The 12512-nt window shown below is 42.9% G+C and carries 8 protein-coding genes, 1 CRISPR repeat array and 2 riboswitches; all 8 genes read left to right on the forward strand.

Features of this window, described 5'->3' with window-relative positions:
- Window position 1: 1 nt before the first annotated feature.
- The 8 genes from H8S64_RS00690 (at window position 2) to H8S64_RS00725 (ending at window position 12504) form a co-directional block, all read left to right on the forward strand.
- On the forward strand, window positions 2-1000 hold the full coding sequence (locus H8S64_RS00690) for a virulence RhuM family protein (protein WP_186974583.1): 999 nt from the start codon (window positions 2-4) through the stop codon (window positions 998-1000).
- 26 nt (window positions 1001-1026) lie between these two features.
- A complete protein-coding gene (gene cas1, locus H8S64_RS00695; RefSeq protein ID WP_186974584.1) occupies window positions 1027-1959 on the forward strand; it encodes a type II CRISPR-associated endonuclease Cas1 in 933 nt (310 codons plus the stop codon).
- A 4-nt stretch (window positions 1960-1963) separates the two neighbouring features.
- The gene (gene cas2 / locus H8S64_RS00700) at window positions 1964-2296 is read left to right on the forward strand and encodes a CRISPR-associated endonuclease Cas2 (protein ID WP_099290946.1); all 333 of its coding nucleotides are present in this window, start codon (window positions 1964-1966) and stop codon (window positions 2294-2296) included.
- A 108-nt stretch (window positions 2297-2404) separates the two neighbouring features.
- Window positions 2405-4436: direct repeats of the CRISPR family, unit length 47 nt; unit sequence GTTGTTTCCAATAGGTCAAAGATACTAATTTGTAAGCAAATCACAAC.
- A 131-nt stretch (window positions 4437-4567) separates the two neighbouring features.
- Window positions 4568-4776: riboswitch (cobalamin riboswitch) on the forward strand.
- Window positions 4777-4871: 95 nt separating this feature from the next.
- Window positions 4872-6020, forward strand: coding sequence for a DUF5074 domain-containing protein (locus tag H8S64_RS00705; RefSeq protein WP_255469369.1), 1149 nt, complete (start codon window positions 4872-4874; stop codon window positions 6018-6020).
- Window positions 6021-6030: 10 nt separating this feature from the next.
- Entirely contained in the window at window positions 6031-8052 is a 2022-nt protein-coding gene (locus tag H8S64_RS00710) for a TonB-dependent receptor plug domain-containing protein (protein WP_186974586.1), read from the forward strand.
- Between the two features lie 48 nt (window positions 8053-8100).
- Window positions 8101-9441 (forward strand): DUF5074 domain-containing protein, encoded by a 1341-nt coding sequence (locus H8S64_RS00715; protein WP_186974587.1) that lies wholly within the window; start codon window positions 8101-8103, stop codon window positions 9439-9441.
- A 7-nt stretch (window positions 9442-9448) separates the two neighbouring features.
- On the forward strand, window positions 9449-10468 hold the full coding sequence (locus tag H8S64_RS00720; RefSeq protein ID WP_186974588.1) for a PKD domain containing protein: 1020 nt from the start codon (window positions 9449-9451) through the stop codon (window positions 10466-10468).
- A gap of 183 nt (window positions 10469-10651) precedes the next feature.
- Window positions 10652-10860: riboswitch (cobalamin riboswitch) on the forward strand.
- 165 nt (window positions 10861-11025) lie between these two features.
- On the forward strand, window positions 11026-12504 hold the full coding sequence (locus H8S64_RS00725) for a DUF5074 domain-containing protein (protein WP_186974589.1): 1479 nt from the start codon (window positions 11026-11028) through the stop codon (window positions 12502-12504).
- The last annotated feature ends 8 nt before the right edge of the window (window positions 12505-12512 follow it).

Consider the following 12512-nt stretch of genomic DNA (forward strand, 5'->3'; position numbering starts at 1 on the left):
CATGCAAGAGGAAAATAAAAGTCAAATTCTTCTTTATCAAACAGAAGATGGAGCAGCCAAAATAGAAGTGATCCTTTCCGAGGACACGGTTTGGCTGAGTATTGATCAAATGGCGGAATTATTTCAACGCAATAAATCCACGATATCCAGACATATAAAAAACGTATTGGAGAGTGGCGAATTAAAAACAGAGGCAGTTGTTGCAAAAAATGCAACAACTGCCTCTGACTTGAAAACATATCAAGTTTCTTATTACAATCTTGATATGATTATCAGCGTGGGGTATCGGGTAAATTCCCACCGGGGCGTACAATTCCGTATATGGGCCACGCAAGTGTTGAAAGAATATTTAGTAAAAGGATTTGCACTCAATGACGATTTGTTGAAGAGAGCGGGAGGAGGCAATTATTTTGATGAATTGCTCGCACGTATTCGTGACATCCGTTCATCGGAAAAACTATTCTACCGGAAAGTTCTTGAAATTTATGCACTCAGCATAGATTATGACCCGCGTACGGAAATGACCCGATTGTTTTTTGCCACGATACAGAACAAGATGCATTTCTCGGTTCACGGGCACACGGCAGCTGAAATTATTTATAACCGAGCAGACGCGGAGAAAGATTTCATGGGCTTGACCACGTGGACAGGAATGATACCAAAACGAAGTGACGCCGAGTACGCCAAAAATTATCTGACCGAAGAAGAACTGGATATCTTGAACCGAATCGTTAGCCTCTTTCTCGATTTCGCGGAATTGCAAGCTAAAAGTCATACACCCATGTACATGAAAGACTGGATGCAAAAACTGGATGATTTTCTTAAACTTTCCGGGAAGGAACTATTGACACACGCCGGAAGCATCTCGGCAGAAATAGCAAAACTGAAAGCTGATACCGAATACGACAAATTCAAGCAACGAACGGATTCGCAATTATCTCCCGTGGAGATACATTTTATCGAGAACTTTGAAAGAGAGAGGAAAAATCTAAAACAATAAACGGCACTCACAGAAATATTTACACCATGATCAAGAAAACTCTCTATTTTGGCAATCCCGTATATCTTTCTTTACGAAACGGGCAACTAGTCATCAAATTGCCCGAAGTTGAAAAAAGCACATCTCTTCCCGAAACTCTAAAAAAACAAGCTGAAACAACCCGGGCTATCGAGGATATAGGCATTGTAATACTGGACAACAAACAAATCACCATTACATCCGGGGTCATTGAAGCTTTACTGGAAAACAATTGTGCGCTTATCACTTGCGACAGTAAAAGTATGCCTGTAGGTCTTATGTTGCCACTTTATGGTAATACAACACAAAATGAACGTTTCCGTGAACAATTAGACGCCTCTGTACCTCTAAAGAAACAGCTTTGGCAACAAACCATTCAAACCAAAATAAATAATCAAGCAACCGTATTAAGCCTTTGCACTCACGAGGAAATAAAATGTATGCGTGTTTGGGCAAATAACGTACGAAGCGGCGACCCGGACAATTTAGAAGCTCGAGCCGCGGCATATTACTGGAAATTATTATTTAGCAACATAAAAGGATTCACTCGCGAACGTGAAGGTATTCCTCCCAACAATCTATTGAATTACGGTTATGCAATCTTACGTGCCATCGTGGCACGAGGACTTGTCACAAGCGGCTTGTTACCGACTCTAGGGATTCATCATCATAATCGCTATAACGCTTATTGCCTTGCTGATGATATCATGGAACCCTACCGACCTTACGTGGACGAACTGGTATTTCAATTAACGAACGCACACGATATACCTATTGAGTTAACAAAAGAATTAAAAGCATCTTTGCTCACGATCCCAACTTTAGAAGTTGTTATTAATGGTAGACGTAGCCCTCTAATGGTAGCTGTAGGCCAAACAACAGCTTCACTTTATAAATGTTTTTGCGGGGAAAGCCGTAAAATAGTTTATCCCGAACGATAGTAGCATGGATCGTTTCAGTGAATATCGTATTATGTGGATACTTGTTTTCTTCGACTTGCCAACAGATACTAAAAAAGATAAAAGAGCATATTTCGATTTCCGGAAAAATTTACAACGGGATGGTTTTACTATGTTTCAATTTTCTATCTATATCCGCCATTGCGCTAGCATGGAAAATGCAGAAGTCCATATTAAAAGAGTGAAATCCTTTCTTCCTGAATTTGGAAAAGTAGGAATTATGTGCATCACAGATAAACAATTTGGAAGTATTGAATTATTTTATGGACATAAACCACAAGCACCCGATTCTCCCGGCCAACAATTGGAATTATTTTAAAACAATAAATCCCACTTTTATGTGAGATTTATTGTAAGGATTCTATCCCTTTTTTCTTTCCTATTTCAAGATATAAATCTTTGTTATTCAAACAATAACAAAGATTGAGTTGTTTCCAATAGGTCAAAGATACTAATTTGTAAGCAAATCACAACGTATGTTCGGAGTTGGGAAAGCCGGAATACGTTGTTTCCAATAGGTCAAAGATACTAATTTGTAAGCAAATCACAACCTCTCCAGCCCTGCCAGAGTACACTGGATTGTTGTTTCCAATAGGTCAAAGATACTAATTTGTAAGCAAATCACAACCTAGCTCTGGACCTACTGCAGTAGGTTCTGTTGTTTCCAATAGGTCAAAGATACTAATTTGTAAGCAAATCACAACACATCAGCACATTGGATTATCGCCCGGATGGTTGTTTCCAATAGGTCAAAGATACTAATTTGTAAGCAAATCACAACGCGATGCGTGAAGTTCAGAAGTTGATAAGCGTTGTTTCCAATAGGTCAAAGATACTAATTTGTAAGCAAATCACAACACTGAAAACCTGCTGGCAAAATCTTTGCTTGTTGTTTCCAATAGGTCAAAGATACTAATTTGTAAGCAAATCACAACACTGAAAACCTGCTGGCAAAATCTTTGCTTGTTGTTTCCAATAGGTCAAAGATACTAATTTGTAAGCAAATCACAACACTGAAAACCTGCTGGCAAAATCTTTGCTTGTTGTTTCCAATAGGTCAAAGATACTAATTTGTAAGCAAATCACAACGTACCCCGGTATCCCAAGCGAGGTTCATCTGTTGTTTCCAATAGGTCAAAGATACTAATTTGTAAGCAAATCACAACGTGATCGAACGGTGGAAATTAGTATATACAGTTGTTTCCAATAGGTCAAAGATACTAATTTGTAAGCAAATCACAACAACTTCTGGGAGGGTATCAAAAAGTTTTGGTTGTTTCCAATAGGTCAAAGATACTAATTTGTAAGCAAATCACAACGGATTCCTTCCTCTCTTGATAACTGCTTCCGTTGTTTCCAATAGGTCAAAGATACTAATTTGTAAGCAAATCACAACTGAATCCGGAAAATTCATTAATTCGGGCGAGTTGTTTCCAATAGGTCAAAGATACTAATTTGTAAGCAAATCACAACATAACCTTATTGCTACTGGTTCTAATAATGTTGTTTCCAATAGGTCAAAGATACTAATTTGTAAGCAAATCACAACGAACCTATATGGATTTCTATTTTCACGGAGTTGTTTCCAATAGGTCAAAGATACTAATTTGTAAGCAAATCACAACTATCTGATGCTGCCGGACAAGGTTGTTTCCAATAGGTCAAAGATACTAATTTGTAAGCAAATCACAACGAGAAGAGTCTAAACAACACATTAGACAAGTTGTTTCCAATAGGTCAAAGATACTAATTTGTAAGCAAATCACAACCAGTAATTCTTCTATAGGAACGGCTCTTTTGTTGTTTCCAATAGGTCAAAGATACTAATTTGTAAGCAAATCACAACGGCTATCGTGAATAGAATAACTAACGGAAAGTTGTTTCCAATAGGTCAAAGATACTAATTTGTAAGCAAATCACAACTAATTCCTCCCCTTGTAGACCGGAATTTTTGTTGTTTCCAATAGGTCAAAGATACTAATTTGTAAGCAAATCACAACGCTTATGTGAAGATTTATAATGATTATTTTGTTGTTTCCAATAGGTCAAAGATACTAATTTGTAAGCAAATCACAACCGTACTTGTCAATAAAAGATAGAAGCAATGTTGTTTCCAATAGGTCAAAGATACTAATTTGTAAGCAAATCACAACAATAATTCTTGTTCAGCTTCTTTGATTCTGTTGTTTCCAATAGGTCAAAGATACTAATTTGTAAGCAAATCACAACAAATCTCTTCCTCGATTAGATAAGAATGGGTTGTTTCCAATAGGTCAAAGATACTAATTTGTAAGCAAATCACAACTTAGTCCAACGTATGCATCACATGGCTTGCGTTGTTTCCAATAGGTCAAAGATACTAATTTGTAAGCAAATCACAACATTTTCGCGTATTGAAAATTCTAAGTATGGGTTGTTTCCAATAGGTCAAAGATACTAATTTATATGTAAATTACAATACACAACAATATGGTTACAATCTAAGTTCAAGATAAATCTCAATGCTAAAACTCGCAATAACTAGAGATAGAGCGTGATTCCGGAGAAATAAATCTTTTCCCCATTCATTAGCAATATTAAAAAATACATATTACTTTTGCGGCGTTATGGTTCTCGTGTAAGATATTCTACAATCTTACGTGGGATTAATAGGGAATCAGGTGCAAATCCTGAACAGATCCACTGCTGTAAGTTTCGTAACAACTTCTCCGGCACTCACGATCCACTGTCCATTTTAAGGATGGGAAGGACGCCGGGAAGGAAACAAGTCAGAAGACCTGCCATGCAAACATTGTTTAACGTTCAAGGGGAAGGAAGAACGTGAACGCCGATAGCTTAACAATTGTCGACCGTGTACGTCAAGCCTTTTTCTGACTAAAAGGGAAGTTATGTTCATGAAAAAGTGGTTTTATTTTCTGACAATCGTATGGATTAGCATGACGTTAGCGTCGTGCGACAAACCGGGGATGCCTTATCCCGACGGGGTGCTGGGCGACGGGGATATTGAGGCTCTCGTGCTGAACGAGGGGTTGATTAACACGAACGCCGGGGCGATATCGGTGATATACAAAGACAGTACCGTGGTAGTGGATGCCTTTCAAGACGTGAACCATCGCCCAATGGGTGACGTGGCACAATCCATCACGCTGATTAACGGAAAGTATTTCGTGGCGATGAATAACTCGAAGAAAATCGAGGTGGTCAATCCCGTGACGTTCAAATCCGAGGGAACGATACTCTACACGCAGGCGGGTTACCCGCGACAGATAGTGCCTATCTCGGAAACAGAAGCCGTCGTGTCCGACTTGAACCGACAACTGGTGCGTATTCGCACGGTAGCCCCTTACGGGAAGCCGCTGGAATATATTTCAATCCCGAGATGGGTGGAATATCTGGTCGTGGCGGAAAATAAAGTGTTCGGCATGACGCAGGGAGGTTTGTACGTGTTCGATGCCAACAATATTAATAAAGAGTACGCCCGGGTAATCAAGGATATATACAACGAGGAGTACACGAAGACGTGCCGGATGCTGATAGACAAAGACGGTATCATCTGGGGATTGATGTACCAGAAAAGGAGCGGTGTCGTGACAGGCGTCACGCTGAAAGGCGTAGACCCGAAACGGGAAAAAGTAGTTAAATCGTACACCCTCCCCATCGGCGACTCGAGCTCACAGACACCGGGCGAGATTATCGGCTATATCAATTACAACCGCACGGATATCGACCCGACGGGAACGTGGATATACTTCAACGTGAAAACCCGTGCGACAGAAAAAAACGCCAAGGGCGAAAAAGAACAGCAGAGCGTGTACCGGATGAACGTGACGACAGGTGAATTTGAACATTATTACGACCTGCCGGGCGTGGGTATGATGTACGGGTTCGCGGTTAGCCCCGAAGGCGACGTTTACCTGTGCGATTGTTTGGATTACACGGCACAAAGAGGTTATATCCGTCATTATCTGAAAGACGGGAGAAGGGCAAGCCACAAAGTGGGTGTTTATCCCGGACAAGTGTATTTCCCCGGGTATCAACAATAAAACAGTGATTATGCTCAAAAAAATAACGATAGGATTATGTGCCTGTTTCACGCTGGGCGGCGGGATACAGGCAGAGGCACAGCGGCGGGATTCGGTGGCGATGCACGGGACTCTCGACACGGTGCAGGTGGTGAGCCGGCGTATCCAACACGCCAACGAGGCAAATGCCGGGGCGAAGGTTAGCCGCATAGACCCGGAAATCATGCAAGCGAATAAAACCCGTTCGTTGGCGGAATTACTGACGGACTACACGGCTATTTATATCAAGAGCCTCGGGATGGGAGCCTTGTCGACCGCCTCCTTCCGTGGAGCCAGTCCCTCGCAAACACGGGTGAACTGGAACGGCATCAATATCACGCCGCCGATGTCGGGAACGTTCGATTTCTCGCAAATCCCGGTTTTCTTCACGGACAATATCAACTTGTATTACGGGAGCAGCCACGTGAAGAACGGGACGGGAGCCATCGGGGGAAGTATCAACCTATTCACCGACCCGGATTGGCGAAAGGGAGTAAGCGGGAAAGTGCTGGGCGAGTACGGTTCCTACGGCACGTACACCACGGGGGCACAAGTAAACACGGGCGGAGAGAAATCAAGTTTCAAAACCCGCCTGTATTACCAGCACTCGGATAACAACTATACTTATTTGAACAAGATTCTGACCAACGTCCCCTTCCGCGAGAAACGACAGGATGCCGATTACACGCAATGGGCGGCAATGCAAGAAGGTTATTTCCGGTTGTCGCGCTACACCCGGTTGACGGCAGTAGCATGGTATCAAGAGGGCGAACGGATGTTGCCCCCCGCGCTTGGGGTGGTGAACCAATCACACGAGAAACAGCGGGAAACGAATTTCCGGGCATACACGGGACTGGATTTCACCCGGGGTATACACGCCCTGCACGTGAAAGCGGCATGGCTGTACTACCGGCAGAAGTACGACAAATGGTACGCCGGGGGGATGTTCGACCCCGAGGGTACTAAAAATCAATCGCAGACGTGGCAAGGCATTGCAGACTACACGTGTACCCCGCGGGAAAATCTCGTGCTGGGGACAAGCCTGACTTACTCGCACGATTTGATACGGGTGAGCAGTTACATTGATATTGACTCGTCGAAATACACGCTGGGCGACGTGGATTATGATATCCCGGTGGTGGAACCGCCATTCCACCATCACCGTAACGTGCTGTCGTGGCAGGCATCGGCGTTGTGGACCCCGGTGGAATGGATGATGCTGAACGGGCAGTATATGTTCGAGCAAAACGATAGCCGGGGAGTATCCACGTGGTCGGCGGGCGTGGTATTCAACCTGTGGGAAAAAGAGTTGCAGGTAAAGGGAAATATGGCTTACAACTATCGGTTCCCAAGCATGAACGACCTCTATTGGCGACCGGGAGGCAACCCGGAGGTGAAGCCGGAAGACGGGTACTCGTATGACGCTTCCGTGGCTTACCGGAAACACTTGTACCGGGGGTTATCGCTGGACGCAGAGGTATCGGGCTACTTGATGTATATCGACAACTGGATACTATGGTTGCCCAAGGACGGGAATCAATGGGTGTGGACGCCGCAGAATCACCGCAACGTGCGCTCGGAAGGCGTGGAACTGTACGGGAAACTGACATACGAGATGGGGGATTTAAAGGTGAACGCATCCGGTAATTACAGTTGGTCGCAATCCCGTACCCGCAAGAAACAGCACGAGGACGACGGCTCTTACATGAAGCAGATTCCTTACGTGCCACGCTTCAAATGGAACGTGCGGGTTGCCGCCGATTACCGGGGAGCCTTTTTCTCGTGGCAAGTGACTTACATCGGGCGACGCTTTATCACGACTGACCAAGCATACGCTACTGACCCCTATTCGGTACACAATATATTGGCAGGCTACCGTCACGAGTTCCGTAACGGGATGAGCCTCACCCCGCAGATACGGGTGGACAATCTACTGGACACTTATTACGAATCCACGCAGTACTACCCGATGCCGTTGCGAAACTGCCTCGTGTCACTGATGTGGGAATTTTAGAGGAAGAATAAACAAGTTATATAATATTACATGATGAAAATTAGAATTATGAAGAAGTTTTATTTAGCACTTTTGTTTTTGGGAATATTTGTAGGATTCTTGAGTTCTTGTAGTGATGATGACGATAACTGGACACCCGTACCACCGACCGTAACCATCGAAAGCGAGAATGGTAGTTTTTCGACGCTCCCGATGGAATCTATCGTACTGAAAGCCAAAGTTGACAACCCAACGGAAACAAGTTTGGAGTGGTTTGTAAACGGGGAAAAAGTGGCAACAGATTCTATTTATACCTTCACGGCAGAAAGCATTGGAAATTATAACGTTTCTGTTATAGCATACACTACAAATAGCCGCAATCACGCTTCCACGTCAATCGAAGTTCACGGGAAATACAAGTATGGTACTTTTATCGTAAACGAATCACCCATGGGCAGTCCCGGGAGTTTAATTTTCATTAATCCTAAAGGAGAGGTGACAGATAACGCCTATTACCTTGAAAACGGAGGTGACTTGGGAAAGCAAAGCCAAGATCTATTCATCAAAAACAATAAAATGTATATTCTTTCACAAAACGGGGGTGATGACGGAGGCTTTTTAACCATCCTCAATGCAGAAACATTGAAAAGGGAGCGAAAATTTCAGGAAGAACTTAACGGACAGGTGAGTATGCCTAGCCACGTGGCAGTACTAGGAGATGATGACATTTACCTACGTGACAATAATGGAATAAAAAGATTTCAACCATCAAGCGGAACCGTCATTCTTATTGAAGGCACAAAGGGTGCTCGGAAAAATACAATGGCTGTTGCTGACGGGAAAGTTTTTGCCACAGTAAAAAACACGGTTGTCGTAATTGAAGCAGGTAAAGATGCAATTAGCAATACGATTGAATTTGACGGGAATGTTTCCGGTGTAATTAAAGCATCCGACGGGAATCTTTGGGTTTCCGATGCATCCGGGAAAATCACTAAAGTTGACCCGAAAACATACGCTAAACTAGGAAGCAGCACTGTATCAGAGGAAGCAAAAAGCCTTCTGAACCCATCATACGCAGCAGCCCCCAGCATTACAGCCAAAGGGGACACGCTATACATGAGTGCCCTTAAATCAACAATTTACCGTCATATTTTCAGCACGGGAGAAACGAAATTAATGGTGGATGCCAAAACGATGGTCGACAACGTCGGTATCATTTACAACACGTGCGCTGTTCACCCGATTACCGGAGAAGTTTATCTAAATTCCATAAAAGGATACGGCCAAGACTACAAGATTAATAACATCAGTGTATTCAACTTTAGCGGGGATGAACCAGAATTAAGTGCAAATTACGAAAATCACACGGCATTCCCCGCCGGCACATTCTTCACTTATAATTTTGAATAAACGGTTCATGAAAAAGAATTTACTTTATATATTAGCTATTCTGGCTATCACGGGAATGTGGAGTTCCTGTAGCGATAATGATGGCGGAGAAGATGAACCGGAGATGCCTCTTACCGCACCGGAGGTGTCTGTACAGAACTTGAGCTTGAAAAATGCTATTCTTCCCGCAAAAGCAGTAAGATTAAGAGCGAATATCATCAATACCACGCATGCTGACCTGCAATGGTTCGTGGAGGGGAAGGCAACATCAACAGACACGATATACGAATTCTCGTCCGCCACAGAGGGAGAGTATAAAATCAAGGTGACGGCATCCAACATCTTGGGCGAGGCATCGGACAGCACGTATATCACGGTACAGGACGGTTTCAAAATCTCGGATGTCAAAAACTGGACGGGCGAGGGCGAGTGCCGCTCGGTGCTGGCGATACAATGGGTAAAACCGGAGGTGGAGGATTTATTGCACCCGACAGACGAGGATGTCTTTTTCCGGGCGTGGGGATACAAGTGGAATAAACCGCAAAAAAGGGAAGATACCCCCACAGGAGAGGAGATGATTATTGCCATTGCCAAGGAAGATCCCCGTTTGTTTGTCATCGTTCAGGTCGACGGACACGGGACTGCCATCAAAGGATTCGGCTATGACGGCAACGGTGACGGAAAAATCTCAATTGAAAGCGATGATTTCGTGCACAACAAAATAGAATACAAGGGGATTTCTTTGACAGAAGCGGATTTCACGAATGGCATATACGTGCAAAAACAAGAGGATAACATTGATGACGTCAGGGTTACCAGCGAGGGCGACTGGTGGATGGGCGGCTGGTACGTGGCTTATGCATCCTACTGGTTGGGATACGGGGAAGCCGTACTGGAAGCGGAAGAGTACGAGTATTCCAATTTCTACGCCAGTAACCGGGAACTGGAAGACGAGTGCTGGGATGCATGGACATTCTCCCCGATTAATGACGCAGAACAAAATATCCTACCCATACCCCGCTTGTTGAAAGCAGCAGCCATCAAATAGCAATAGCATATTCCAAAATACTTAACTAAAAAATAATTTTATACTTGAGCTCCCGGATGATCCGGGAGCTTTTTTACTTCCACATCATCAACATATTTCAAGAACAGGCTAAAAGGATATCGCTCTGGATGTAAAATGTAAAAAAATACTTGATTATTTAACATCATTCCTCTATCTTCGCGAAGAATAATGGAAGTGAGTGGTGTCCCGATTCGCGAATCGCGTTTCGGGATGAAAAGGGAATCAGGTGTAAATCCTGAACAGAATCCCCTGCTGTAAGTTTCACTGTACTTCCCGGGCATACTTTATCCACTGTCCCCGACACGAGGGACGGGAAGGAAGCCCCGGAGAAGGAAACGAGTCAGAAGACCTGCCACAAGCTAATATGTTTCATGTTCAATGGGAAAGGAGAACATAAACGCCAGTACCGCTTACAAGTCGATATTTGACGCCATCTTTTTCCTACAAACAGAAATGTTTGTATCCACGTGGGATACTTGGGTATGAATTAATTATTGCGTTTTTTAATATATAAAATTAATTCAAAAAAAACTATTATGAAAAAGTTGTATTTATTATTTATCGTGTGGGGATTGATGAGCTCGTTGTTTAGCGCATGTAGTGATGATTGTGATTGTATTCCATACCAACCAGAACCGGAAGTACCGACAGCACCTGTCGTAACAATTACCAATAGTGAATACACCATGCTACTAACAGATTCTATCGTTTTCAGAGCAAATATTACCAGTGAATTACCCGCCACTTACCTTTGGACTATCGGAGGACAAGAAGTATCCACCGACTCTATTTACGTGTTCAAGGCTGATGCCGTAGGCGTATACACGTTACAAGTAACAGTCACTAACGAAGCCGGGAATCAAATTCAATCGGTACAAGTTATCGTAAAAGAAATCACCAAAGAAGAAACCCCTGAAGGAAAATACAAAAATGGGACATTCATCCTGAACGAGGGGCTAATTGGAACGTATGGTTCTTTGATTTTCATCAACCCAGATGGTAATATTACTGACAATGTCTATTTTCGAGAAAACGGGAAACGATTATGGTCTCTAACTCAAGACTTATTCATTCATAATAACAAGATGTATATTATCGCCCAAAAAGGGGATGATGCCTCCATGAATTACGGAGCAATCACCATTCTCAACGCAGAAACCTTAAAAGAGGTATTCTCTTACTCATTCCCCCCAGAATTAGGATTTACTTCTCCTACCCATATCGCTGTTTTAGGAGAAGATAACATATATATACGAGATGAGAACAGCATAAGTGTCTTCCATCCCTCAGACCTTTCCATGACAAGAATAGCCGGAACAGAAAAAGCTCATAAAAATACAATGGCTGTCGTAGACGGAAAATTATTTGCAGCTATCTATAATCAAAAATCCTTAGTCGTTATTGAAAAAGGCAAAACAGAAATTACAACCACGATTGAATTCGATGGAAATGTATCCGGAATTATCAAATCATCGGATGACAAATTATGGGTATCGGACGAAAGTGGTAAAATTTCAAAAGTAGACCCAAACTCCTACGAGATCATAGCCTCGAATCAATTAACTGGAGAAGCCGCAGAACGATTGAAACTCAATCCCCCAAGTAGTCAAGCCGCCGCTCCTCATATTACCGCCAAGGGGGATACACTATACATGAGTGCCACAAAACCAAGCATATACTTCCACATCTTCAGCAAAGACACAACAGCCCTAATGGTTGATGCAACCCAATATATTCCAGCCTCTCCGGACTATTTTGAAGCCCAAAATTTTCAAGCATACAATACATGTGCAGTGGATCCTGTCACGGGCAGAGTTTTCTTGAACACGCTTAAAGGCTGGGGAGGATTACGGCACAACAACCATATCTCAATTTTTGATTTTACCATTGTTGTTACTTATAATAAATACACGAAAAAATATAAAAATACAATTACACCAAGACTTTGTAAAGATTACGCAAACTATTTAGATTATCCTGCCAATATATATTTCACCCACAATTTTCAACATTAAAATTCAGA

Origin of the sequence: Butyricimonas hominis (genome assembly GCF_014287455.1) — a bacterium.
Classification (GTDB): Bacteria; Bacteroidota; Bacteroidia; order Bacteroidales; family Marinifilaceae; genus Butyricimonas; species Butyricimonas muris.

Coding starts and splice junctions, on each gene's coding strand:
- cas1 (WP_186974584.1), top strand. CDS start 1,027: ATGATCAAGAAAACTCTCTATTTTGGCAATCCCGTATATCTTTCTTTA.
- H8S64_RS00690 (WP_186974583.1), top strand. CDS start 2: ATGCAAGAGGAAAATAAAAGTCAAATTCTTCTTTATCAAACAGAAGAT.
- H8S64_RS00710 (WP_186974586.1), top strand. CDS start 6,031: ATGCTCAAAAAAATAACGATAGGATTATGTGCCTGTTTCACGCTGGGC.
- H8S64_RS00725 (WP_186974589.1), top strand. CDS start 11,026: ATGAAAAAGTTGTATTTATTATTTATCGTGTGGGGATTGATGAGCTCG.
- H8S64_RS00705 (WP_255469369.1), top strand. CDS start 4,872: ATGAAAAAGTGGTTTTATTTTCTGACAATCGTATGGATTAGCATGACG.
- H8S64_RS00715 (WP_186974587.1), top strand. CDS start 8,101: ATGAAGAAGTTTTATTTAGCACTTTTGTTTTTGGGAATATTTGTAGGA.
- H8S64_RS00720 (WP_186974588.1), top strand. CDS start 9,449: ATGAAAAAGAATTTACTTTATATATTAGCTATTCTGGCTATCACGGGA.
- cas2 (WP_099290946.1), top strand. CDS start 1,964: ATGGATCGTTTCAGTGAATATCGTATTATGTGGATACTTGTTTTCTTC.